Annotated in this window: 24 protein-coding genes; 6 read left to right on the plus strand and 18 right to left on the minus strand. The window is 58.9% G+C overall.

The window, feature by feature from the left end:
- Positions 1-2: 2 nt before the first annotated feature.
- The 6 genes from EYC95_RS02865 to EYC95_RS02890 are packed head-to-tail and all read left to right on the plus strand — an operon-like array spanning position 3 to position 7,103.
- A complete protein-coding gene (locus tag EYC95_RS02865; RefSeq protein WP_131059017.1) occupies positions 3-1,445 on the plus strand; it encodes a mannose-1-phosphate guanylyltransferase/mannose-6-phosphate isomerase in 1,443 nt (480 codons plus the stop codon).
- Positions 1,446-2,243 (plus strand): ABC transporter permease, encoded by a 798-nt coding sequence (locus EYC95_RS02870; protein WP_131059018.1) that lies wholly within the window; start codon positions 1,446-1,448, stop codon positions 2,241-2,243.
- Complete coding sequence (locus tag EYC95_RS02875) at positions 2,243-3,493, plus strand: ABC transporter ATP-binding protein (RefSeq protein ID WP_131059019.1); 1,251 nt, start codon at positions 2,243-2,245, stop codon at positions 3,491-3,493. The genes EYC95_RS02870 and EYC95_RS02875 overlap by 1 nt, the downstream gene beginning before the upstream one ends.
- Positions 3,490-4,857: a glycosyltransferase family 1 protein gene (locus EYC95_RS02880; protein WP_131059020.1), complete on the plus strand. Its 1,368-nt coding sequence runs from the start codon at positions 3,490-3,492 to the stop codon at positions 4,855-4,857. The genes EYC95_RS02875 and EYC95_RS02880 overlap by 4 nt, the downstream gene beginning before the upstream one ends.
- Positions 4,841-5,971, plus strand: a complete 1,131-nt coding sequence (locus EYC95_RS02885) for a glycosyltransferase family 1 protein (RefSeq protein ID WP_131059021.1) — start codon at positions 4,841-4,843, stop codon at positions 5,969-5,971. The genes EYC95_RS02880 and EYC95_RS02885 overlap by 17 nt, the downstream gene beginning before the upstream one ends.
- Before the next feature lies 1 nt (position 5,972).
- Entirely contained in the window at positions 5,973-7,103 is a 1,131-nt protein-coding gene (locus EYC95_RS02890) for a glycosyltransferase family 4 protein (RefSeq protein WP_131059022.1), read from the plus strand.
- A gap of 104 nt (positions 7,104-7,207) precedes the next feature.
- Here the strand turns inward: EYC95_RS02890 and EYC95_RS02895 are convergent, their stop codons facing one another.
- From EYC95_RS02895 to EYC95_RS02985, 18 genes are all read right to left on the minus strand, one after another.
- The gene (locus EYC95_RS02895) at positions 7,208-7,585 is read right to left on the minus strand and encodes a DUF6124 family protein (protein ID WP_131059023.1); all 378 of its coding nucleotides are present in this window, start codon (positions 7,583-7,585) and stop codon (positions 7,208-7,210) included.
- 473 nt (positions 7,586-8,058) lie between these two features.
- Positions 8,059-10,089, minus strand: coding sequence for a pyridoxamine 5'-phosphate oxidase family protein (locus EYC95_RS02905; protein WP_131059024.1), 2,031 nt, complete (start codon positions 10,087-10,089; stop codon positions 8,059-8,061).
- Between the two features lie 63 nt (positions 10,090-10,152).
- Positions 10,153-10,779, minus strand: a complete 627-nt coding sequence (locus tag EYC95_RS02910) for a glutathione S-transferase family protein (RefSeq protein WP_131059025.1) — start codon at positions 10,777-10,779, stop codon at positions 10,153-10,155.
- 130 nt (positions 10,780-10,909) lie between these two features.
- Complete coding sequence (locus tag EYC95_RS02915) at positions 10,910-11,812, minus strand: LysR family transcriptional regulator (RefSeq protein WP_131059026.1); 903 nt, start codon at positions 11,810-11,812, stop codon at positions 10,910-10,912.
- 79 nt (positions 11,813-11,891) lie between these two features.
- Positions 11,892-13,724 (minus strand): glutamine--fructose-6-phosphate transaminase (isomerizing), encoded by a 1,833-nt coding sequence (gene glmS / locus EYC95_RS02920; protein WP_131059027.1) that lies wholly within the window; start codon positions 13,722-13,724, stop codon positions 11,892-11,894.
- A 1-nt stretch (position 13,725) separates the two neighbouring features.
- Positions 13,726-14,502: a DeoR/GlpR family DNA-binding transcription regulator gene (locus tag EYC95_RS02925; protein ID WP_131059028.1), complete on the minus strand. Its 777-nt coding sequence runs from the start codon at positions 14,500-14,502 to the stop codon at positions 13,726-13,728.
- Between the two features lie 254 nt (positions 14,503-14,756).
- Entirely contained in the window at positions 14,757-16,124 is a 1,368-nt protein-coding gene (gene glmU, locus EYC95_RS02930) for a bifunctional UDP-N-acetylglucosamine diphosphorylase/glucosamine-1-phosphate N-acetyltransferase GlmU (RefSeq protein ID WP_131059029.1), read from the minus strand.
- Between the two features lie 116 nt (positions 16,125-16,240).
- On the minus strand, positions 16,241-16,666 hold the full coding sequence (locus EYC95_RS02935; protein WP_131059030.1) for a F0F1 ATP synthase subunit epsilon: 426 nt from the start codon (positions 16,664-16,666) through the stop codon (positions 16,241-16,243).
- Between the two features lie 45 nt (positions 16,667-16,711).
- Complete coding sequence (atpD, locus tag EYC95_RS02940; RefSeq protein ID WP_008155715.1) at positions 16,712-18,091, minus strand: F0F1 ATP synthase subunit beta; 1,380 nt, start codon at positions 18,089-18,091, stop codon at positions 16,712-16,714.
- Positions 18,092-18,118: 27 nt separating this feature from the next.
- Complete coding sequence (atpG, locus tag EYC95_RS02945) at positions 18,119-18,979, minus strand: F0F1 ATP synthase subunit gamma (protein ID WP_131059031.1); 861 nt, start codon at positions 18,977-18,979, stop codon at positions 18,119-18,121.
- A gap of 50 nt (positions 18,980-19,029) precedes the next feature.
- Positions 19,030-20,574 carry a F0F1 ATP synthase subunit alpha gene (gene atpA, locus EYC95_RS02950; RefSeq protein WP_131059032.1) on the minus strand — a complete coding sequence of 515 codons (1,545 nt, stop codon included), beginning with the start codon at positions 20,572-20,574 and terminating at the stop codon, positions 19,030-19,032.
- 21 nt (positions 20,575-20,595) lie between these two features.
- On the minus strand, positions 20,596-21,132 hold the full coding sequence (locus tag EYC95_RS02955; protein WP_109626976.1) for a F0F1 ATP synthase subunit delta: 537 nt from the start codon (positions 21,130-21,132) through the stop codon (positions 20,596-20,598).
- A gap of 12 nt (positions 21,133-21,144) precedes the next feature.
- Positions 21,145-21,615: a F0F1 ATP synthase subunit B gene (locus EYC95_RS02960; RefSeq protein WP_131059033.1), complete on the minus strand. Its 471-nt coding sequence runs from the start codon at positions 21,613-21,615 to the stop codon at positions 21,145-21,147.
- Between the two features lie 56 nt (positions 21,616-21,671).
- On the minus strand, positions 21,672-21,929 hold the full coding sequence (gene atpE, locus EYC95_RS02965; protein ID WP_002555987.1) for a F0F1 ATP synthase subunit C: 258 nt from the start codon (positions 21,927-21,929) through the stop codon (positions 21,672-21,674).
- A 133-nt stretch (positions 21,930-22,062) separates the two neighbouring features.
- Positions 22,063-22,932, minus strand: coding sequence for a F0F1 ATP synthase subunit A (atpB, locus tag EYC95_RS02970; protein WP_131059034.1), 870 nt, complete (start codon positions 22,930-22,932; stop codon positions 22,063-22,065).
- Between the two features lie 16 nt (positions 22,933-22,948).
- On the minus strand, positions 22,949-23,356 hold the full coding sequence (locus EYC95_RS02975; protein WP_007948092.1) for a F0F1 ATP synthase subunit I: 408 nt from the start codon (positions 23,354-23,356) through the stop codon (positions 22,949-22,951).
- Positions 23,357-23,504: 148 nt separating this feature from the next.
- On the minus strand, positions 23,505-24,377 hold the full coding sequence (locus EYC95_RS02980; protein WP_131059035.1) for a ParB/RepB/Spo0J family partition protein: 873 nt from the start codon (positions 24,375-24,377) through the stop codon (positions 23,505-23,507).
- A 9-nt stretch (positions 24,378-24,386) separates the two neighbouring features.
- Complete coding sequence (locus EYC95_RS02985; protein ID WP_008155709.1) at positions 24,387-25,184, minus strand: ParA family protein; 798 nt, start codon at positions 25,182-25,184, stop codon at positions 24,387-24,389.
- Between the last annotated feature and the right edge of the window lie 4 nt (positions 25,185-25,188).

Raw genomic sequence — 25,188 nt, forward strand, 5'->3', positions numbered from 1 at the left:
CCATGCTGATTCCTGTGATTCTCTCCGGCGGTGCCGGTACTCGCTTGTGGCCGGTGTCCCGCGAGGGCCATCCCAAGCCGTTCATGACCCTGCCCGACGGTCAGTCGCTGCTGGGCAAGACCTATCGGCGTGCGGCCGGTTTGCTCGATGGCGGGGGCGATATCGTCACGGTGACCAACCGCGACTACTACTTCCAGAGCAAGGATCACTATCAGGAGGCGCAGCTAAATCGCCATCGCGGGCACTTTCTGCTTGAGCCGACGGGCCGTAATACGGCCCCGGCCATCGCGGCCGCCGCCCTGTCGCTGCAAGCCTTGCACGGCGATGACGCGATCATGGTGGTGATGCCCGCCGACCATTTGATCCTCAACGAAGACGCCTTGAAGTCGGCGGTTGAACACGCCGTGGCACTGGCCAAAGATGGATTCCTGGTGACATTCGGCGTGGTACCGACCGCCCCGGAAACCGGTTTCGGCTATATCGAAACCGGCGCGGCGCTGGATGGAAAAGGCGCCACGAAAGTGCAGCGCTTCGTTGAAAAACCGGATCTGCAAACCGCCACGCATTACCTGGAAAGCGGAAAATTCCTGTGGAACTCGGGGATGTTCTGCTTCTCGGTCGCGACCCTGCTGGCCGAATTGCAGGTTCATGCCCCCGAGCTGCTGGAGCAGACGCAAACCTGCATGGCGCAAAGCGCCCCCGTGGAAACGGCCGGGTGCCTGCAACAGGAACTGTCCCCCGCATTGTTTGCCGAGATCACCGACATTTCCATCGACTACGCCTTGATGGAACGCTCCGACAAAGTGGTCGTGGTGCCCGCCGGTTTCGACTGGAGCGACATCGGCTCCTGGAGCGCGGTGGCCGCGCTGGTGCCCGCAGACGCGCAAAATAACCGTGCCAGCGGTGACGCGGTGTTCATCGACAGCCACAACAACTTTGTCCAGAGCGAAGACCGGCTGGTGGCGACGGTGGGTGTGGATAACTTGATCATCATCGACACCGCCGACGCGGTGCTGGTGGCCCACGCCGATCGCGCGCAGGATGTGCGCCGGGTGGCCAAGCAGCTCAAAGATAAAAAGCACGAGGCCTATCGCCTGCACCGTACGGTCAGCCGGCCGTGGGGCACCTACACCGTGCTCGAGGAAGGCCCGCGCTTCAAGATCAAGCGCATCGTGGTCAAGCCCGGCGCCAAGTTGTCGCTGCAAATGCACCACCACCGCAATGAACACTGGGTGGTCGTCGAAGGCATGGCCAAGGTGACCAACAACGGTAGCGGCACCCACCTGGTGGCCAAGAATGAATCGACCTTTATTGCCGCCGGTCACAAGCATCGTCTGGAAAACCCGGGCGTGATCGACCTGGTGATCATTGAAGTGCAAAGCGGCGAATACCTGGGAGAGGACGATATCGTTCGCTTCGAAGACCAATACGGCAGGACGGTTTGAATGCTGCTTTCCCTATACCGCTCACTGTGCAGCCATCGAGGGTTCATCCTCGGTAGCGTCCAGCGAGAGTTTCAGGCGCGTTATCGCAATTCGCTGTTCGGTGCCCTGTGGCCGGTGCTCAACCCACTGTCGATGATCATCGTCTACACCGTGGTTTTTTCGCACATCATGCGCGCCCGTCTGCCGGGTGTGGATGACAGCATGGCCTACAGCGTGTACCTGTGTGCCGGTTTGCTCGCGTGGGGACTGTTTGCGGAAATCACCCTGCGCAGCCAGAACATGTTTCTGGAAAACGCCAACCTGTTGAAGAAAATCAGCTTCCCGCGGGTCTGCCTGCCGGTGATTGTATTGATCAACGCCGGCATCAACTTCGCGATCATCATCGGCCTTTTCCTGGTTTTCCTGCTGTTCACTGGACGTTGGCCGGGCATGGCGCTGCTGGCGTTGATACCGCTGATGGCCTTGCAAATGATGTTCTGTGCCGGGCTGGGGATGATGCTCGGCGTGCTGAACGTATTCTTCCGTGATGTCGGACAACTCTTCGGCATCTGCCTGCAATTCTGGTTCTGGCTGACGCCCATTGTGTACCCGATGAGCATCCTGCCGGATTGGGTTCAGCGCCTGCTGCAACTCAACCCCCTGACCAACCTGATCGTCAGCTATCAAAACATGTTTCTTTATGGGCAATGGCCGGTCTGGAGTTCGCTGCTGCCGATTTTTGTCACCGGCGTGGTGTTCTGTCTGATCGGGCTGCGTCTGTTTCGCCAGCGCGTCGGCGAAATGGTGGATGAACTCTGATGGGGCATATACGCGTCACCGGCCTGGGCAAGGCCTACAAGCAATACCCGACCCGCTGGAGCCGACTGGCCGAGTGGCTGATCCCGTTTTCGCCCCTGCGTCATCACCAGCACTGGGTGCTGCAAGACGTCGAGTTCGAGATTGCCCCCGGTGAAGCGGTGGGCATCGTCGGGGTCAACGGTGCGGGCAAAAGTACCTTGTTGAAGATGATCACCGGCACCACCCAACCGACGTGCGGCAAGATCGAGCTCGAAGGCCGGGTAGCGGCGCTGCTGGAACTGGGCATGGGGTTTCACCCGGACTTTACCGGCCGACAGAATGCAATCATGGCCGGGCAATTACTGGGCATGCAGGTCGATGAGATTGAAGCGCTGATGCCCGAGATCGAACATTTCGCGGAAATCGGCGAAGCCATCGACCATCCGGTGCGTACCTACTCCAGCGGCATGCAGATGCGCCTGGCGTTCAGCGTGGCCACCGCACGACGTCCGGACATCCTGATCGTCGACGAAGCCCTGTCCGTGGGCGATGCCTACTTCCAGCACAAGAGCTTCGAACGCATCCGCAGCTTCCGCAAGGCCGGCACCACCTTGCTGATCGTGTCCCACGACCGTTCAGCCATCCAGGCGATTTGCGATTCGGCAATCCTGCTCAAGGACGGCCGCATGGCCATGCACGGCAAACCCGAAGCGGTCCTGGATTATTACAACGCCATGATGGCCGAACGTGAAGGCCAGATCGTGCGTCAGGAAATGCTCGCGGACGGGGAAGTGCAAACGGTTTCCGGTACCGGTGAAGCGGGCATCCTCAGCGTGCGGTTGCTGGACGAGAATGAACGTTCCATCGACGCCGCCGAGGTCGGTCAGCCCGTGGTGCTGGAAGTCCAGGTCGAAGTCCGTCAGGACATCGAGCGATTGGTGCTCGGCTTCATCCTCAAGGACCGTCTGGGTCAGATGATGTATGGCATCAACACCCATCGCCAGGACAAGGCCCTGACCGACCTGCACGCCGGGGAACGCTACACGTACCGTTTTGCCTTCGTCATGGGCCTGGGCAAGGGCAACTATTCCGTGTCCCTAAGCCTGTCGCGACTGGATTCGCACCTGGATCGCAACTACGAATGGCGCGATTACGGGCTGGTGTTCCATGTGATCAACAACCGGCATGAAGACTTCGTCGGCTGCTCGTGGCTGGCGGCGAAAACCACCATTACCCGCTCCGGGTCGATTGTTTCGGAGCGCACGCCGTGACGCGTCTTCTGGTGGAATGCACCCACGTGTTCCAGCACCCCAAGGTCAATTCGGGCATTCAGCGGGTGGTGCGTAACGTCATCAATCAGCTGCCGGACAGTGTCGACGGTGTCGAGTGCATCCCGGTCGTGATGCTCAACGGCAAACTCTATCGGGTGCTGAAACTCGGCGCGTTGAACATACCGTTTTTCGATGGATTGATGACCTTTGGCGGGCGCCTGGGGCGGCTGGCTCACCGTTTTTGGCAACTGCACCAACGCTTGCACAACCGCAGCCACTCGCGAGTGGTCAAGCGCCTGCTGCACGTGGCCTACCGCCTCACGGCGATCAGCTGTTTCAGCATTCCGTTGCGTCTGATCGATGGCATCAACCAGTATCAACTGCCCAAGCGTTGCTCGCCGTTGCAGCATCAACCGGGGGATCAATTGGTGCTGCTGGACTCGTCCTGGCATTCCGATCTGTTCCCGGTGGTCGAACAGCTCAAGCGTGAAGGCGTGGGCATCGTTTCAGTGATCTATGACCTTATCCCGCTGACGCATCCGCAGTTCTACGACACGCGGCTGGTGCAGATTTTCAACGAGTGGTTCAACTGGGTCACCCAAACCGCCGACGGCTACGTGGCAATTTCCGCCACGGTCCGTGATCAGGTGCGTGAGGAATTGCAGCGTCGGCTGGGTCCGGCCAAAGCCAATACGTTGTGGTTCGATTATTTTCACCTTGGCTCCGAGCTGGACCTGAGCGAAGCCACCGCCGTCATCGAGCCGCGCCTGGCCCGTGTATTCAAAACACCGGAACCGGTGTTTTTGATGGTCAGCACCATCGAGCCGCGTAAAAACCACGATTACCTGCTCGACGCTTTCGAACGGGCCTGGGCCTCGGGTTCGCAAGCCCGGCTATGTATCGCCGGCCGAGTCGGCTGGAAGTGCGACGCCCTGCTCGCCCGCGTGCGCAATCACCCGCAGTTGAACCAACGCCTGTTCATGTTCAACGACCTGAGCGACACCAGCCTCGAACACGCCTATTCCCACGCCAGCGCGTTGGTGTTTCCGTCCTGGGTCGAAGGCTTCGGTCTGCCCTTGGTCGAAGCGATGCAGCGCGGTTTGCCGGCCATGGGCAGCGACATTCCGGTCTTCCGTGAAATCGGTGGCGAGTTCATGGCGTACTTTGACCTGGCCGAGCCGCAAAGCCTGGCGGACCTGGTCACCGGTTTCGAACGTTCCGGGCAATTTCCGGCCGCTCGCAATGTGGCGGACTGGCAGTGGATCGGCTGGCAGGAAGCCAGTGCGCAACTGGCCGAACGAACCCTGCGCAATCTTGTAGAAGCGCCGGCCGTGCAAGAGAGGCAACATGCGAATTGCCCTTAACGCCCGGATCCTTCAAGCCCCGCGCACCGGCATCGGCCATTATGTTGCCGAACTGGCGAACGCCCTTGCTGGCGAGCCCGATGTCGAACTGACGCTGTTCCACGGTTGGGGCTGGAGTTCGGACTTGCCGGAAGCCGCCATGCCTGGTTATTCGCGACTGACGCCGTTGCTGCGACAGGTTCCAGGGGCCTATCAGGCCCGGCGCTGGCTGGAGCAGAAACGCTTCGATCAGGGTCGCTCGCAGACCATCGACCTCTATCACGAACCGAGCCTGTGGCCGCTGTCGTTCGACGGCCCGACGGTCATCACCCTGCATGACCTGACGCACCTGCACTACCCCGAAACGCAACCACCCGCGCGCTTGCGAGAAATCGAGCGGCGGCTGGCCGACGGCGTGCAGCGGGCGCGTCTGATTCTCACCGACTCGCAGTACATTGCCGACGAAGCCCAGGCGTATTTCGCATTGCCCGCCGAGCGTTTTGTCGTCGCGCCGCTGGGCGTGGCCGCACGTTTCCATCCACGGGAACCTGAAGCCATCGACGCGGTGCTCAAGGCCCATGGCGTTGAGGCGCGGGAATACTTCCTGTGCGTCGGCACCCTCGAGCCGCGCAAGAACCTGACGCTTGCCCTGCGCGCCCATGCCCGATTACCGGAAGCCGTACGCCAGCGTTTTCCACTGCTGATCGCCGGCATGGCCGGTTGGCAGGGCGAGCAGTTCAGTGATGAATTGCGCGCAGCCCTGGCCACCGGCGATGTGTGCCTGCTCGGGTATCTACCCGATGAGGCTCTGGCACAGCTGCTCGCCGGAGCCCGGGCATTGATTTTTCCTTCGTTGTACGAAGGGTTCGGCCTGCCCGTTCTGGAAGCCATGGCCAGCGGCACCCCGGTGATTCTGACCCAGCATTCGGCCATGCCGGAAGTCGCGGGCGCCGCAGGCAACTACGTCACGCCGGACGATCCACACACCTTGCGCGATGCCATGAGCCGGCTCATTGACGACCCGCTGCATTGGCAGGCATGTCGCGAAGCCGGTTTGCAACAAGCGAAGCTTTTTTCCTGGGAGCGTTGCGCGAAGGTCACGGCCCGCGCTTACCGCCAGGCTATGGGAGACTGATATGCGCGTACTGCACTTTTACAAGACCTACCTTCCGGACTCGATGGGTGGCATCGAACAGGTCATTTTTCAGCTGTGCGAGAGTGGTGCGCGGCACGCGATCGACAGCACGGTACTGACCTTGAGCAACGACCCGGCGCCTGGTGCGTTGCAGATCCGCCAGCACCAGGTTCATCAGGCCAGGATGGATTTTCAACTGGCCTCCACCGGTTTTTCCTACAGCGTCTTCAAGCAGTTTCGTGAGCTGGCGGCTGAGGCCGACGTGATCAACTACCACTTCCCCTGGCCCTTCATGGACCTGGTGCATTTTTTCAGCGCCACCCAAAAACCCTGCGTGGTGAGTTACCACTCGGACATCATTCGCCAGCGCCATTTGCTCAGACTCTACCGTCCATTGATGCGTCGTTTTCTGGACAGTGCCGATCGAATCGTCGCGGCCTCCCCCAACTACTTTCACACCAGTGACGTGCTCCAGGACTACCGCGAGAAAACCCGAGTCATCACCTACGGGCTGGACAAGTCAGGTTATCCACAGCCCGAAGCTGAACGTACTGAACGCTGGCGTAAACAGGTGGGTGACCGGTTCTTCCTGTTCGTCGGCGTCATGCGCTACTACAAGGGGCTGCATATTCTGCTCGAAGCGATGCAAGGGCTGAATTATCCAGTGGTGATCGTCGGCGCCGGACCGCTGGAAGCCGAACTGCATGCGCAAGCCAAGGCATTGGGTTTGCAGAATCTGCACTTCCTGGGGCGTTTGGGTGACGAGGACAAGGTTGCCTTGCTTGAGCTGAGTTACGCGGTCGTGTTTCCGTCGCATCTACGCTCGGAAGCGTTCGGCATCTCGCTACTCGAAGGCGCGATGTACGGCAAACCGATGATCTCCAGCGAAATCGGCACCGGCACCAGCTACATCAACATCCACAACGAAACCGGGCTGGTGGTGCCGCCCAGTAATCCACAGGCGTTCCGTGAAGCCATGCGCACGTTGTGGGAAAACCCGACGCGTGCGGCGGAAATGGGCGTGAAGGCTGAGGCGCGTTATCGCCAGTTATTCACAGCCGATGAAATGGGCCGCAAGTGGACCGAGCTGTACGAAGAACTGCTGGAAGAAAAATCCCTGTCCTACGCCTGATTGCTTTTTTGTGGGAGCGGGCTTGCTCGCGAAAGCGGTGGTTCAGTCAACATCAATGCTGAATGACACACCGCCTTCGCGAGCAAGCCCGCTCCCACAGTAGTTCAGCTGTGTGGCGCGGGTTTTGGTACGGCAACGTTATCCAGCATCCGGTTCACCGCCAGTTCCGCCAGCATGACGATCTGTTGAATCGCCATCGCCGTGTGCCGGTGCGGCCCTTCCAGATACCCCGCAAAATCACTCGCCATCACACTGGCCTGGGCCAACGATTCACAGGTGTGGGCCAACAGGTCTTCGTCTTTGATATCCGGCGCGATCATGAACATCGTGCTTGCCTTGCGGGCCACGGGGGACTTGAGGGCGGACGGGTTGAGGTAGTGATCCAACGCGCGCTCGGCGGCTTCGTTGAGTTTTTTGGAATCGATGGATTCGTAGGGGGAAACGTCGTCGGTTTCCGGGGGATTGGGTGTTTCTTTGAACATGGTGACACTCCGAATGAAAGGTTTGGCTGCCCTGATCGCTGCGACGCGATGTGAAGGAGGCAGCTGTACGCGGGGTCGCTGACCGAGCCATTCGGAAACTCGGCATACCCGAAGGTATCCCGCGCACAGCCACCATCAAGCAAACAACTAGCACCGAAGCGCTGTGGTTTGGGCCGGCGATTATGCACCAAATGAACTGAACGGACTGCGACGCCCGGTCGCTGATGTGCAGCGACCCCCAAAGCCTATCCCCCCGGCTTCCGACACGACAGCCGATAGAACGTGTCGGAATCGTCCCCGGAACGCTCAAGTTTGTAGGACGTTCGCACATATTTTCAGGTCGACGGAGATCAAATGTGGGAGCGGGCTTGCTCGCGAAGGCTGTTTAACATTCAACATGGAGGTTGTCTGACACACCGCCTTCGCGGGCAAGCCTCGCTCCTACAGGGGGTCGCCTGTGCTTTCCGGATTGGTTACAGATCCAGCACTAACGGCTGCGACCCTTGCGCCGGCACCGCGCAACAAATCAGCACCTCTCCAGCATCAGGCACCTCCGTCGGGGGCTGTGGATAACTCACCTCCCCGCTGATCAGCCGGGTCTTGCAGGTCCCGCAGGAACCGCCGCGGCAGCTGAATTCCGGGCGCAATCCGCGGCTTTCCGCCAACTCCAGCAAACTGCCGCCATCGGGCTGCCAGCGCGCCTCTTTCGCGGAGCGCTGGAACACGACGGGCACTGAAACGGTAGCGGCCGGTGGTTGCTCGATGACCATGGCGTCCGGGTCCGGCGTGCGCCGCAGCGTCGACGGGCCAAAGGTTTCGGCATGAATCCTTGCGTCGCGAATGTCCAGATCCCGCAGTTTGTCGTACAGACCCTGGGTAAAACTGCCCGGGCCGCAGAGGACAAAGTCCACCTGGTCGTAGTCTTCCACCTCAAGAATCGTCTTGAGCAGGTCGGCGTCGATGCGCCCGGTCAGGTCAAAATCTTCACCCTCCAGGGCGTCTGGTTCCGGCTGACTGAGCAACCGCAGCACGCGCACCGCGTCACCCAACCCATGAAGCAAGCGGTCCAGTTCAGGACGAAACGGTTGATCGGCCAAGGTTCGCGAACTCTGGAAAAACCAGGTGGGCCGAATGCTCCGCGTGCGCAGGCCTTGATAAACCACCTCACGCACCATCGACAGCAGCGGTGTGATGCCGACACCGGCAGCCAGCAGCACCAGCGGCCGACGCTCATTGGCCGCCACGGTGAAATGCCCCTGAGGCGCCCGGGCTTCCAGCACATCGCCGACACCGATCTGCTCATGCAGATGCGAAGACACCAACCCTTCACGCTTCACACTGATACGGAAAAAGTCATCGGACGGCGCGCTCGACAGGCTGTACGTGCGGATATGCACATCGCTCGCAATGTTGAATCGCAGGGGCAAATGCTGCCCGGCCTGAAACACCGGCAACCCGGCGTCATCGGCAGGCTCCAGATAGATCGAACGGATGTTGTGGCTTTCCTGTTCGATGCGCGTCACCCGCAGCGGCCTCCAGTGATCGCCCAGGGCCTTGGCTTGCAGGCGTGCATTCGCCTGCGCCCAGGTGCCAGTCATCAAACTGGTGGGTGACACGCCGTCAAAGCGCCAGCGCAAGGCCAGTGCCGCAGGCCGGCGCACCACGCGCTCCACTTCGAAGGTCCACAAGCGCTCGGCCCCTTGAAAGGCTTCGACCTGCGGGCCTTCGAGGATGACTTGCGTGCGGCCGCTGAGGTGCAGCAGGTCGCCCGTATTGAAATCGATGAACAACAAACCGGCTCGAGGGTTGATCAGCAGGTTGCCCAAAGTATTGAAGAACAGGTTGCCGGCGAAGTCCGGGATGGTCAGGCGATTGCCTTCCACTTGTACGAAACCGGCCTGGCCTCCCCGATGGGAAACGTCCACCGAGCGTTGGCCATCGACGTCCACATAACTGGCGACAAAGAAGGTATCGGCGCCGGCGATCATCGCTTGGGCCGCGTCATCCAACACATTGAGGTGCTGCGCGACACGGGTCCCCGGATCCGCCAAGGGCACCGAGCGAAACTGGCGCAGTTGAATGAATTGCGGGCAATTGCCGAAAGACTGCTCCACCGTCACCCCGAAGCCGTCCGCGGTGACAGCGCCCACTCGGCCATTCATACGGTTGCGACGACGGGTGTGCAGCTCGATACCGAGCAGTCCGATTGCCGCGCCTTCTTGCAACTGCGCAGGGTCGTCGCTGCCGGGCAGGCTGGCGAACTGCAACAGCGCAGGCGCTGGAGAATGAGCAAAACCCGGCGTCCCTTCCAGAATACTGGCCCAAGGGTTGCCGTCAGCATCCACCGCGCCGTACAGCATGAACGGCAATTGCTGATAGAACTGGCGGTGCTGATCCGGCATCTCGCCGCGAATCACCCTACGGCCTAATGTGTCCATTCGCTCGGCCACACCCACGTGAGCCTGCAACTGTTTCTCACCAGCGTGCCAAGGTGAACGGTCCATAACGGCTTCTCCCCTGCGCTCATCGCGCAACCAAAACGGCCCGACTGAGTCGGGCCGTGAGCATCAGGCAGTTTTTTGCAAGCCGGCGACGGTGCGCGGCATGCCGACAAACCCTGGCAAGGCTTCGATGCGCGCCAGCCAGGCGCGGATGTTGGCGTAGTCGTCCAGCGACACGTTACCTTCGGGAGCATGGGCGATGTAGCTGTAGGCCGAGACATCGGCGATGGTCGGCTCGTTGCCGACAAGGTAGTGGGTCGCGGCCAGTTCCTGATCGATTAGTTTGAGCCAGGTGTGGGAGTAGGCGATTATCTCTTCAGCGTTGTAAGGCGCACCAAACACTGTGATCAGCCTTGCTCTTGCCGGGCCAAAGGCAATCGGCCCGGCGGCGATCGACAACCAGCGCTGAACCCTGGCCGCACCGATCGGATCGGTGGGCAGCCAGCGACCGTTGCCGTATTTCTGCGCCAGATAAACCAGGATCGCGTTGGAATCGGCCAGCACAACGCCTTGATCATCAATCGCCGGCACCTGACCTAACAGATTGAGTGCCAGATAATCCGGCTGCTTGTGCGCGCCTTTGGCCAGATCGACAAAGATCAGCTCGGTCGGCAGTTGCAGCAGGGACAACATCAGCTCCACACGGTGAGCGTGGCCAGAGCGCGGGAAGTTGTAGAGTTTGATGGCTTGCATGGTCGACTCCGCTGGGTAGTGGCGCCGTTCAGGGAAGATCAGCGCCGATGGAAGCTATCTTCCGTCATCAACCAAAACAACAGAATAACCAGCAAACGCAATCCATTATTTCAAACAGCGCAATAAACCGTCAGCCGTGCAGGGCCGGGTGCTCACGCAACGCCCTCACCGCAAAGTCCACAAAACTGCGAACCCGTACCGGAGCCTTGCGACCTCCCTGGTAAACCACATGAATGGGCAATGGCGGCAGTTCGTAGTCAGCCAGAACAACTTCCAGCTCACCGGAAGCCACCTTGCTCGCCACTTGATACGACAAGACTCGGGTCAGGCCCAGTCCCATGCACGCGGCGGTAATGGCTGCTTGATTGGCCGTGACCACGAGTCGCGGCTCCGGGCGTACGCTCAATGGCTCCCCCGTCTCAAGGAACGGCCAGGTTCTCAGTTGGCCAATGGATGAGGTGGCGATAATCGGCGCCCCATTCAAATCATTAGGGTGGCGAGGCTTGCCACGGCTCGCCAGAAACGCCGGAGAAGCGCAAATCACCCGCCGCACCTCGCCCACACGAATCGCATGTTGGTTGCTGTCCGGCAACTCACCGATGCGCACCGCCACATCGATGCCCTCCTCGACCATGCTGACAACCCGGTCGACGAGCAGCGCATTGATGGTGACTTCAGGAAACTGATTGAGGTAACCCACCGTGAGCGGCGTAACGAATAACTCACCGAACAACACCGGCGCGGTGATTGTCAGTTGCCCACGGGGCTGGGCGTGACTGCCGGCAGCCGAATCTTCCGCTTCCTGCACCTCGGCGAGAATCCTCCGACAATCTTCCAGAAAACGCTGCCCCGCCTCGCTCAAATGCACGCTGCGGGTGGTACGGGTGAGCAACTGCGTGCCAATGCGCTTCTCGAGCGCCGCCACCGCCCGGGTCACGCTGGCGGCCGACATCCCCAAACGCCGGGCTGCCGCTGAGAAGCCTTGGTCCTGGGCGACGGCGGCGAAGACCTGCATTTCCTGGAATCTGTCCATGGGGCAATGTCCTTCATTCGGATAAAAAAAATCGCAACCAAAGGCTGCGATTTTTAGTGTTCAGTCAGCTGTGGATAACTTATTCCACCGTCACAGACTTTGCCAGGTTCCGCGGCTGATCAACGTCCGTGCCTTTCAACACTGCGACGTAATACGACAGCAACTGCAGCGGGATGGTGTAGAGGATCGGCGACAGGATGTCGTGGATGTGCGGCATGTGGACAACGTGGGTGCCTTCGCCATTGGTCATGCCAGCCTTTTCGTCTGCGAAGACGATCAACTGGCCGCCACGGGCGCGGACTTCCTGGAGGTTGGACTTCAGCTTCTCCAGCAGTTCGTTGTTCGGCGCCACGGTGACCACGGGCATGTCGTTATCCACAAGCGCCAACGGGCCGTGCTTCAGTTCGCCCGCCGGGTAGGCTTCAGCGTGGATGTAGGAGATTTCCTTGAGTTTCAGGGCCCCTTCCATCGCTACCGGGAATTGCGCGCCACGACCGAGGAACAGGGTGTGGTTCTTCTCGGCGAACAGCTCGGCGATTTTCTCCACGGTGCTGTCCATGGCCAGGGCTTCGCCCAGGCGGGTTGGCAGACGACGCAGTTCTTCAACCAGGGTGGCTTCGACGCCATTGGCCAATGTGCCGCGAACCTGGCCCAGAGACAGGGTCAGCAACAACAGGCCGACCAATTGGGTGGTGAACGCTTTGGTCGAGGCCACGCCGATTTCGCGACCGGCCTGGGTCAGCAGGGTCAGGTCGGATTCACGCACCAGCGAGCTGATGCCGACGTTGCAGATTGCCAGGCTGGCGAGGTAGCCCAATTCCTTGGCGTTGCGCAGGGCGGCCAGGGTGTCGGCGGTTTCGCCGGACTGGGAGATGGTGACGAACAGGGTGTTCGGCTGCACCACGACTTTGCGGTAGCGGAATTCGCTGGCCACTTCGACCTGGCACGGGATACCGGCCAATTCTTCCAACCAGTAACGAGCAACCATACCGGCGTGGTAGCTGGTGCCGCAGGCGACGATCTGCACGTTGCGTACTTTGGCGAACAGCTCCGCGGCCTGTGGGCCGAAAGCTTGTACCAGCACACCATTCGGGCTCAGACGACCTTCGAGGGTGCGTTGAACCACGGCCGGTTGCTCGTGGATTTCCTTGAGCATGAAGTGGCGGTATTCGCCTTTATCGGCCGCTTCGGCGCCGTCACGATACTGCACGGTTTCACGCTCGACGGCTTGGCCTTTCACGTCCCAGATGTGCACGCTGTCGCGGCGAATTTCGGCAATATCGCCTTCTTCCAGGTACATGAAGCGGTCGGTGACCTGACGCAGGGCCAACTGATCGGAAGCGAGGAAGTTTTCACCCAGGCCCAGACCGATAACCAATGGGCTGCCGCTGCGAGCTGCCACCAGGCGATCCGGTTGATCGGCGCTGATAACGGCCAGACCATAAGCGCCGTGCAGCTCTTTAACAGTGGCTTTGAGGGCCACGGTCAGATCGCGCAGATCCTTGAGTTTGTGGTTCAGCAGGTGAGCGATGACTTCAGTGTCGGTGTCCGAAGTGAACACGTAACCCAGAGCTTTCAGCTGTTCGCGCAGGGCTTCGTGGTTTTCGATGATGCCGTTGTGCACCACGGCCAGGTCGCCGGAGAAATGCGGGTGCGCATTGCGCTCGCACGGCGCACCGTGAGTGGCCCAACGGGTGTGGGCGATGCCGAGGCGACCGACCAGCGGTTCGGCTTCAAGGGCGATTTCCAGCTCGCTGACCTTGCCCGGACGACGCATGCGCTCAAGCTTTTCGTCGTTGGTGAAGACCGCCACACCGGCGCTGTCATAGCCACGGTATTCCAGGCGCTTGAGGCCTTCGAGCAGGATGGCGGTGATGTTACGTTCTGCGACTGCCCCGACAATTCCACACATGCTATTTCTCCTGACTGACAGCCGCGCAAATCAAATTGACGCCGCGGGCTTGAATCTGATCGCGTGCCGCAACCGGCAGGCGTTCATCGGTAATAAGGGTATGGACGCTGCTCCAGGGCAGTTCCAGGTTGGGAATCTTGCGGCCGATCTTGTCGGCCTCCACCATTACGATCACTTCACGGGTGACGTCAGCCATGACTCGGCTCAGACCCAGCAATTCATTGAAGGTGGTGGTACCGCGAACCAGATCGATGCCATCGGCACCGATGAACAACTGGTCGAAATCGTAAGAACGTAGTACCTGCTCGGCGACCTGCCCCTGAAAGGACTCGGAATGCGGGTCCCAGGTGCCACCGGTCATCAACAGCACCGGTTCGTGTTCGAGTTCGCTCAATGCATTGGCAACGTGCAGGGAATTGGTCATCACCACCAGCCCCGGCTGCTGGCCGAGTTCCGGAATCATGGCAGCGGTGGTGCTGCCGCTGTCAATGATGATCCGCGCATGCTCGCGAATCCGCGTAACGGCGGCGCGGGCAATGGCTTGCTTGTATTTGGAGACCGGTTGGCCGATGTCGGCGACCAGTTCCTGAGGCATGGTGATCGCTCCGCCATAACGGCGCAGCAACAGGCCATTACTTTCGAGCGCGGCCAAATCCTTGCGAACCGTAACTTCCGAAGTTTCGAAGCGCTTGGCCAGCTCATCCACACTGACTTCGCCCTGTTCAGTGAGCAAGGCGAGGATATTGTGGCGACGCTGAGGTGTATTGCGTTTCGACATGAGCGGGTAAGTTTCGATTCGAAAGATAACGGAAGCAATCAAAACCTATTGGCGAAACTTCGTCAAGCAGGATGCGAAAAAATATCTGTAGATAAAAAGCTTCGCGGGCAAGTCGGATCGCCGCCCGCTCGCTCCTACGGTTCAGCGTCGTTCACACATTATGTGAACACCTGAAAACTTGTAGGAGCGAGCGGGCGGCGATCCGACTTGCCCGCGAAGGCGATCTCAAGACCGCCGAAAGCGCTGTGGATAACTCAGCTCTTTTTGATCTTCACCGGCCGTTTCCAGCCATCAATGTTCTTCTGACGTGCCCGACCCACCGCCAACTGTGCGTTATCCACATTCTGGGTGATGGTCGAACCAGCTGCCGTCGTCGCACCGGAAGAGATATCCACAGGCGCCACCAACGAGTTGTTGGAACCGATGAACACATCTTCACCCAGCACGGTTTTCCATTTGTTGGCACCGTCGTAGTTGCAGGTGATGGTGCCCGCGCCAATGTTGGTACGCGCGCCGATTTCAGCGTCACCCAGGTAAGTCAGGTGACCGGCCTTGGCGCCTTCACCCAGATGAGCGTTTTTCAGCTCGACAAAGTTACCCACATGCGCGCGCGCCTCAAGCACCGTACCCGGGCGAAGGCGTGCGAATGGACCGGCATCGCTGCCTTCACCCAGGATCGCGCCTTCGATATGGCTGTTGGCCTTGATCACCACGCCTTTGCGCAGGGTGCTGTCCTTGATCACACAGTTCGGGCCGATCACCACGTCATCTTCAATGACGACGTTGCCTTCGAGGATCACGTTGATATCGATCAGCACGTCGCGGCCGACGGTGACTTCACCACGCACGTCGAAGCGTGCCGGGTCACGCAAGGTCACGCCTTGAGCCATCAAACGGCGACCGGCACGCAATTGATAGTGACGTTCGAGTTCGGAAAGCTGCTTGCGATCGTTGGCGCCCTGCACTTCCATGGCGTCATGGGGTTGCTCGGTGGCCACCACCAGACCATCGCTGACCGCCATAGCAATCACGTCGGTCAGGTAGTACTCGCCCTGGGCATTGTTGTTGGAGAGACGGCTCATCCAGCCGCCCAGTTGCGCAAAAGGCAGCGCCAGAATGCCGGTGTTGCCTTCGGTGATTGCGCGCTCGGTTTCGTTGGCATCTTTCTGCTCGACGATCGCCGTGACCTTGCCCGCGGCATCGCGGACGATGCGGCCGTAACCGGTCGGGTCTTCAAGCTCAACGGTGAGCAAGCCCAGTTGCTGCGGTGCGACTTTCTTGAGCAAACGTTGCAGGGTTTCGACTTCAATCAACGGTACGTCACCGTACAGGATCAACACGGTGTCGGACTCGATGAACGGTACGGCCTGAGCCACCGCATGACCGGTACCCAGCTGTTTGTCCTGCAGGACGAAATTCAGATCGTCTGCCGCCAGGCGCTCGCGCACCGCTTCGGCGCCATGACCAATCACCACGTGGATGCGCTGTGGATCAAGTTGCCGGGCGCTGTGGATAACATGGCCAAGCATCGAATTGCCGGCAATCGGGTGCAGGACTTTTGGCAACGCCGAACGCATGCGAGTGCCTTGGCCGGCAGCGAGTATAACGATTTCAAGAGACATGACTGGCTACCAATCCTGGGTGGTCAGCGGCTGCGACCAGGTTATGAAAATCGGAAAAGAAAAAAGGGTAGCCGAGGCTACCCTTTTTAATCAATCGCGCAACAAACAATGGCCTATTAGTGGCCAAACTTCTTGCGGATCTGCTGGACGGTGCGCAGCTGAGCTGCAGCCTCGGCCAGACGTGCGGCAGCAGAACCGTAATCGAATTCTGCACCACGGTCATGCAAGGCCTTCTCGGCAGCCTTAACGGCTTCCTGAGCGGAGGCTTCGTCCAGGTCGGCAGCACGTTGCACAGTGTCGGCAAGCACCTTGACCATGTTCGGCTGAACCTCGAGGAAACCACCGGAGATGTAAAACACCTCCTCTTCCCCGCCCTGCTTGACCAGGCGGATCGGGCCCGGTTTGAGATTAGTGATCAGCGGCGCGTGACCCAGGGCGATACCAAGATCACCCAGTGCACCGTGCGCAACCACCATCTCGACCAAGCCGGAAAAGATTTCCCCTTCCGCGCTGACGATATCGCAATGGACTGTCATAGCCATCTGATTGCCTCAACCTAAATTAGCGCCCGTTGCCGGGCGCCGGGATTACAGTTTCTTGGCTTTCTCGATCGCTTCTTCGATGCCGCCGACCATGTAGAACGCTTGTTCTGGCAGGTGGTCGTAGTCACCGTTGAGGATGCCTTTGAAGCCAGCAATGGTGTCTTTCAGGGAAACGTATTTACCCGATGCACCGGTGAAGACTTCAGCCACGAAGAACGGCTGCGACAAGAAACGCTGGATCTTACGAGCACGGTTTACCAACTGCTTGTCGGCTTCCGACAGCTCGTCCATACCCAGGATCGCAATGATGTCCTTCAGTTCTTTGTAACGTTGCAGAACATACTGTACGCCGCGAGCGGTGTCGTAGTGGTCCTGGCCGATTACGTTCGGGTCCAGCTGGCGCGAAGTCGAGTCGAGTGGATCGACCGCTGGGTAGATACCCAGGGAAGCGATGTCACGGGACAGAACGACGGTGGCGTCCAAGTGGGCGAAGGTGGTCGCTGGCGACGGGTCAGTCAAGTCATCCGCCGGTACGTATACCGCCTGGATCGAGGTGATCGAACCGTTTTTGGTCGAAGTGATACGCTCTTGCAGAGTACCCATCTCTTCGGCCAGGGTCGGCTGGTAACCTACTGCGGAAGGCATACGGCCCAGCAGTGCGGATACTTCAGTACCGGCCAGGGTGTAACGATAGATGTTGTCGACGAACAGCAGAACGTCGTTACCTTCGTCACGGAACTTCTCGGCCATGGTCAGGCCGGTCAGTGCTACGCGCAGACGGTTACCCGGCGGCTCGTTCATCTGACCGTAAACCAGTGCCACTTTGTCCAGAACGTTGGAATCCTTCATCTCGTGGTAGAAGTCGTTACCCTCACGAGTACGCTCACCCACACCGGCGAACACGGAATAACCGCTGTGCTCGATGGCGATGTTACGGATCAGTTCCATCATGTTTACGGTTTTGCCTACACCGGCACCACCGAACAGACCGACTTTACCACCCTTGGCGAACGGGCAAACCAGGTCGATAACCTTGATGCCGGTTTCCAGCAGGTCGTTGCCGCCCGCTTGTTCAGCGAAGGTTGGCGCAGGACGGTGAATGCCCCAGCGCTCTTCGGTGTCGATCGGGCCAGCTTCGTCGATCGGGTTGCCGAGTACGTCCATGATCCGGCCCAGCGTCGCTTTACCGACCGGTACGGAGATGGCAGCGCCAGAGTCGGTGACTTCCAGACCGCGCTTCAAGCCTTCGGTGGAACCCATCGCAATGGTACGAACCACGCCGTCGCCCAGCTGTTGCTGAACTTCGAGGGTGGTTTCAGCCGCGCTCACTACTTTCAGCGCGTTGTAGATGCTCGGTACGCTGTCGCGTGGAAATTCCACGTCGATAACGGCGCCGATGATTTGAACGATACGTCCGCTACTCATAGCTGGATCCTCTGAATATTTGAACCGTTAAACCGCGGCAGCGCCGCCGACGATTTCCGAGATCTCTTGGGTGATCGCAGCCTGACGCGCCTTGTTGTAGACCAGCTGCAAATCGCTGATCAAATCACCGGCGTTGTCGGTAGCGTTCTTCATCGCGATCATCCGCGCAGCCTGTTCAGCCGCGTTGTTCTCGACCACCGCCTGGTAGACCTGCGACTCCACGTAACGGACCATCAAGCCGTCAAGCAGCTCTTTGGCGTCCGGTTCGTACAGATAATCCCAGTGGTGCTTGAGTTCCTGTTCCGGGGTTGCCACCAGTGGAATCAACTGCTCCACGGTTGGCGATTGCGTCATGGTGTTGATGAACTTGTTGGACACCACGGACAGGCGATCAATACGGCCGTCCAGGTAGGCATCCAGCATCACCTTGACGCTGCCAATCAGATCATTGATCGACGGCTCTTCACCCAGGTGGCTGATAGCTGCAACGACGTTACCGCCGAAGTTGCGGAAGAAAGCCGCACCCTTGCTACCAATAACACACAGATCAATCTCGACGCCGTTATCGCGGTTTACCGCCATGTCCTTGACCAAGGCCTTGAACAGGTTGGTGTTCAAGCCACCACACAGACCACGGTCACTGCTCACCACGACGTAACCGACGCGCTTTACTTCACGGTCGATCATGAACGGGTGGCGATATTCCGGGTTGGCGTTGGCCAGATGGCCAATAACCTGGCGGATGCGCTCCGCATAAGGACGGCTAGCCGACATGCGCATTTGTGCCTTGCGCATTTTGCTGACCGCCACTTTTTCCATGGCGCTGGTAATCTTTTGCGTGCTTTTGATGCTCGCAATCTTACTGCGAATCTCTTTTGCGCCTGCCATGTAACACCTATCAGGTTAGCAAGCGGGAGCCTTGCGGCTCCCGCTGCGGCTTACCAGGTTTGGGTGGCCTTGAACTTCTCGATACCGGCTTTCAGGCCAGCGTCGATTTCGTCATTGAAGTCACCCTTCACGTTGATCTTCGCCATCAAATCGGCGTGATCGCGGTTGAAGAAAGCAATCAGCGCTTGTTCAAAGCTGCCGATCTTGGCGATTTCGACGTCAGTCAGGAACCCACGCTCAGCGGCATACAGCGACAGCGCCATGTCAGCGATCGACATTGGTGCGTATTGCTTCTGCTTCATCAGCTCGGTAACGCGCTGACCATGCTCAAGTTGCTTACGGGTCGCTTCGTCCAGGTCAGAAGCGAACTGGGCGAATGCCGCCAGTTCACGGTACTGAGCCAGAGCGGTACGGATACCACCGGAGAGCTTCTTGATGATCTTGGTCTGAGCGGCACCACCCACACGGGATACCGAAACACCGGCGTTCACAGCAGGACGGATCCCGGAGTTGAACATGGCCGATTCCAGGAAGATCTGACCGTCGGTGATGGAAATCACGTTGGTCGGAACGAACGCGGAAACGTCGCCAGCCTGGGTTTCGATGATCGGCAGTGCGGTCAGGGAACCGGTTTTGCCGGTCACTGCGCCGTTGGTGAACTTCTCTACGTACTCTTCCGAAACGCGGGATGCGCGCTCCAGCAGACGGGAGTGGAGATAGAACACGTCGCCTGGGTAAGCTTCACGGCCTGGTGGACGGCGCAGCAGCAGGGAAATCTGGCGGTAAGCCACTGCTTGCTTGGACAGATCGTCATAAACGATCAGCGCGTCTTCACCGCGGTCGCGGAAGAATTCACCCATGGTGCAACCGGAGTACGGTGCCAGGAATTGCAGTGCTGCAGATTCCGAAGCGCTCGCGGCCACGACGATGGTGTTAGCCAGTGCGCCGTTTTCTTCCAGCTTGCGAACAACGTTGGCGATGGTCGATTGTTTCTGACCGATTGCTACGTAGACGCAGAAAATGCCGCTGTCTTTCTGGTTGATGATCGCGTCGATCGCCAGAGCGGTTTTACCGATCTGACGGTCACCGATGATCAGCTCACGCTGGCCACGGCCGACAGGGATCATGGCATCGACAGCCTTGTAGCCAGTCTGTACAGGCTGGTCTACCGACTTACGCCAGATCACGCCTGGAGCAACTTTCTCGACCGCATCGGTCTCGGTGTTGTTCAGCGGACCTTTGCCGTCAACAGGGTTACCCAGTGCGTCGACTACGCGACCCAGCAGTTCCTTACCAACCGGAACTTCGAGGATGCGGCCAGTGCACTTGGCGCTCATGCCTTCAGCCAGAGTCTGGTAAGAGCCCAATACAACGGCACCTACAGAGTCTTGCTCCAGGTTGAGAGCCATACCGAAGACGCCGCCCGGAAACTCGATCATCTCGCCGTACATGACGTCGGCCAGACCGTGAATCCGCACGATACCGTCAGATACGCTGACGACAGTGCCTTCGTTACGGGCTTGGGAGGTCACGTCGAGCTTGTCGATGCGGCCCTTGATAATTTCACTTATTTCGGAAGGATTGAGTTGCTGCATTGCTCTGCTGCCCCTTCAAACTCAAGATTTCAATGCTTCGGCAAGGCTCGCGAGTTTGCCGCGAACCGAGCCATCGATAACCAGGTCGCCGGCGCGGATGACAATGCCCCCAATAAGGGATTTGTCTTCCTCGACTTGCAGGCGCACTTCCCGGTTGAGTCGTGCACTGAGAACCTTGGCGAGTTTGTCTTGCTGTTCTTGGTTCAATGCAAAAGCACTGGTCACTTCAACGTCTACCGATTTCTCTTGTTCGGCCTTGTACAGGTCAAACAGAGCGGCAATCTCCGGCAACAGCGGGAGACGGTCGTTTTCGGCAACGACGTGAATGAAGTTCTGTGCCTTGGCATCAAACTTGTCGCCGCACACGTCAATAAACGTGGCGGCCTTGTCTGCGCTCGTCAGTCGCGGGGCCTTGAGCACGCGCTGCATAGTGTCGTCTTGCGACACTGCTGCAGCCAGGCCGAGCATGGCTGACCAAGAGGCCAGTTGCTGGTGGGCCTGGGCGTGCTCGAAGGCTGCCTTAGCGTAAGGTCGGGCCAACGTGGTCAATTCTGCCATGATCGCCCTCGCTTAAATTTCAGCAGCCAGTTTGTTTACCAGCTCCGCGTGCGCGTTTTGATCGATTGTGGAACCCAGGATCTTCTCGGCGCCGGAGACTGCCAGGCTACCCAGTTGGGTACGCAGCGCGTCTTTGACACTGTTCAGTTCCTGCTCGATCTCGGCCTGAGCCTGAACCTTCACACGGTCAGCGTCGATACGGGCTTTTTCAACAGCCTCTTCAACGATCTGGTTACCGCGTTTCTTGGCTTGCTCAATGATTTCGGCTGCCTGAGCTTTTGCTTCGCGCAGTTGCTGACCCGCTTTATCTTGGGCCAGCTCCAGGTCGCGAGCTGCTCGGGCGGCAGCGTCCAGTCCATCCGCGATCTTCTTCTGACGTTCGTGCAAAGCCGCGATGACCGGAGGCCACACGAACTTCATGCAAAACAGTACAAAAATGAAGAACGCAACGGACTGGCCAATCAGGGTTGCATTAATGTTCACGCCAACACCTCGCTCGTTCGTTGCACATCACACCAATTACTCGAAGGTTCGAGTAATTAGCCAGCGAGTTGACCAACGAATGGGTTCGCGAAGGTGAAGAACAGAGCGATACCAACACCGATCATGGTCACGGCGTCGAGCAGACCGGCAACGATGAACATTTTAACTTGCAGCATTGGAACCATTTCTGGCTGACGCGCTGCGCCTTCCAGGAACTTGCCGCCCAACAGGCCGAAACCAATTGCGGTACCCAGTGCGCCCAGGCCGATCAACAGTGCAACAGCGATAGCGGTTAGACCAACTACAGTTTCCATCTTTCCTCCCGACTTTTACGTCGTATGGTTTAGGTTTTTTAGATTTTAAAGCGGTAAAACAAATCGTTTCATAGCCCTGTTCGGGCACCCACTCGTTTCACCGAGTGGGACATCAGACCAGTCGAGACTGGTCTTAATGGTTTTCTTCGTGCGCCATCGACAGGTAAACGATGGTCAGCATCATGAAGATAAACGCCTGCAGGGTGATGATCAGGATGTGGAACACAGCCCACGCCCACTGCAGAACTACGCCCAGGCCGCTAAGCCAGAGCAGACCGCTGCCGAACATCACAGCAATCAGAATGAAGACCAGTTCGCCGGCGTACATATTGCCGAACAGACGCAGTGCCAGGGAGATAGGCTTGGCGATCAGCGTCACGAACTCCAGCAGGAAGTTCACCGGAATCAGCAGGGCTTGAAGAAAGATATTCTTGCTGCCGAACGGGTGCAGGGTCAGTTCGCCGATGAAGCCGCCGATGCCCTTGACCTTGATGCTGTAGAAAATGATCAACGCGAACACCGACAGGGCCATGCCCAGGGTAGCGTTCGGGTCAGTGGTCGATACGGCACGGAACGGAATGTGCGCATCGCCAGTGATCAGGATGGCCAGCTGAGGAATCCAGTCGACCGGGATCAGGTCGACGGCGTTCATCAGGAAGACCCAGACGAAGATGGTCAGTGCCAGCGGTGCAATCACCGGGCTACGGCCATGGAAGCTGTCTTTCACGCTGCCATCGACGAATTCGACCAATACTTCAACGAAGTTCTGCAAAGCACCAGGTACACCCGTAGTCGCCTTCTTTGCCGCCATGCGGAAAAGAAGAACGAAGATCAGACCCAACGCGACCGACCAGCCGAGCGTATCGACGTGGAAAGCCCAGAAGCCCATTTCTTTGGCTTCTGCTGCGGTGTGGGCAAAACCCCACCCGCCAGTTGGGTGCTGCCCGAAGGTCAGGTTCTGCAAGTGGTGCTGGATATAGCCCGAAGCGGTTGTTTCTGCCATGGTTGCCTCAAACGCCCTAAGGTCTCGAAAGTCTTGTTCTCATCAGCAGGGGCGCGAACCAGCTGACCAGTTGGGTCAACACGAAGACGCCGAATACAGCTAGCGGCGCCAATGGCTTCACACCTGCGAACGTCAATGCAAAGAGCACTGCCGTCAAAATCAGTTTGCCCGCCTCGCCGGCATAAAAAGACCGGACGATGGCTTGAGCTGCTCGGGCGCCGGAAAACCGAAATGCCCTGTGAGCGAAATAAACATTGGGCAGCAAGGCTATCAGGCCTCCGCAGAGTCCTGAGTACCCGGCTACGACTCCATGCCAGTACCAGAGCGCCAAAGCGGCCAGTACCAAAACGACAAATTGAGCCAGTAAGACCGGAAAAACTGCCAGGCGATGGAACGGCAAGCGGTTTGGCGTGCGGCTCTCCATCGTTTTTGCTCCCCAATGATCGGCTGCCAGAATTCAATAACTTGGCATAATTTGTGCCGACAAAATGCGCGCAGAGTATAGGGGCGGTTCTGCCCCTATTCAACTGTCAGGTAGTGATTTCCACCTGCTCGCTACATGAGGAAATGTTTCAGCGGATGTGTGCAAGCACACCTTGAAGCTCATCGAGGGAGTTGTAACCGATCACCAGCTGCCCCTTCCCCTTTTTCCCGTGGCGGATCTGCACCGCAGAGCCTAGGCGCTCAGCCAGACGCTGTTCGAGTCGAGCAATATCCGGGTCCGGTTTAACCGGTTCAGCAGGCTCCTGTTTGCCACTCAACCACTGGCGAACCAGTGCCTCAGTCTGGCGCACTGTCAGCCCCCGTGCGACAACATGTCGCGCCCCTTCAACCTGTTGATTCTCCGGTAAACCGAGCAAAGCACGGGCATGACCCATTTCCAGGTCGCCGTGCGACAGCATGGTTTTGATGACTTCCGGCAACGCGATCAAGCGTAGCAGGTTGGCCACGGTCACGCGGGATTTGCCCACGGCTTCGGCCACTTGTTGCTGTGTCAGCTGGAATTCCTGCTGCAAACGCTGCAAGGCCACGGCTTCTTCGATCGGATTGAGGTCTTCACGCTGGATGTTCTCGATCAGCGCCATGGCGATCGCGGTTTCATCCGGCACATCGCGAACCATCGCCGGGATGGTCTCCTGACCAGCCTGCTGGCTGGCGCGCCAGCGGCGTTCACCGGCGATGATTTCGAAGCGACCGCTGCCGATCGGACGGACCACGATCGGCTGCATCACGCCCTGGGCCTTGATCGACTGCGCCAGCTCCTCCAGCGCCTGTGGGTCCATGTCCCGACGCGGCTGGTACTTGCCGCGCTGGATCAGGTCCAGGGGCAGATGCTGCAGCTCACGCTGATCGGCCTGCACCGCTTGTTCTTCCAGCGAGCTGACAGTCGAACCACTCAGCAGTGCATCCAGTCCACGTCCGAGACCTCGTTTCTTGACGGCCATGGGGATTCCTTAAGTTGCCTGAGCAGCGGCGGTGCGTGAGTTTTTGCGTTGACGGCGAACCATCTCGCCGGCCAATGCCAGATAGGCAATGGCGCCCCGCGATGATTTGTCGTACGCCAGCGCCGGCATGCCATAGCTTGGCGCTTCGGCCAGGCGGATGTTGCGCGGAATCACTGTGTCGTAGAGCTGCTCGCCGAAGTGTTCCTTGAGCTGCGCCGAAACATCGTTCATCAGGCTCAGGCGCGGGTCATACATGGTCCGCAACAGACCTTCGACTTTCAGGTTCGGGTTCAGCAGTTCTGCGATGCGCTTGATGTTATCCACAAGGTCACTCAAGCCTTCGAGCGCAAAGTACTCGCACTGCATGGGGATAATCACCCCGTCAGCCGCAACCAGTGCGTTAAGCGTGAGCATCGACAGCGACGGCGGGCAGTCGATCAAAATGTAATCGTAGTTTTCACGGATCGGCGCCAACGCACTGCGCAGGCGGCTTTCCTTCATCTGCATTTCCAGCAGAACCACTTCGGCCGCGGTCAAGTCACGGTTGGCCGGCAGCAGTTGGTAACCACCGTGCTCGGAGTAGTGCATGGCCTGGGCCAGATCGCATTCGCCGATCAGCAGGTCGTAGACCGAGTTTTCCAGGCCGTGTTTATCCACACCGCTACCCATGGTGGCGTTGCCCTGTGGATCGAGATCGATCAACAGCACCCGACGCTTGGTAGCGACCAGGGAAGCTGCGAGGTTGATGCAGGTGGTGGTCTTGCCCACACCACCCTTTTGGTTCGCTATCGCGAATACCTTAGCCATTCTT

Source organism: Pseudomonas sp. BGI-2, from assembly GCF_004310295.1.
In the GTDB taxonomy this organism is placed as follows: Bacteria; Pseudomonadota; Gammaproteobacteria; order Pseudomonadales; family Pseudomonadaceae; genus Aquipseudomonas.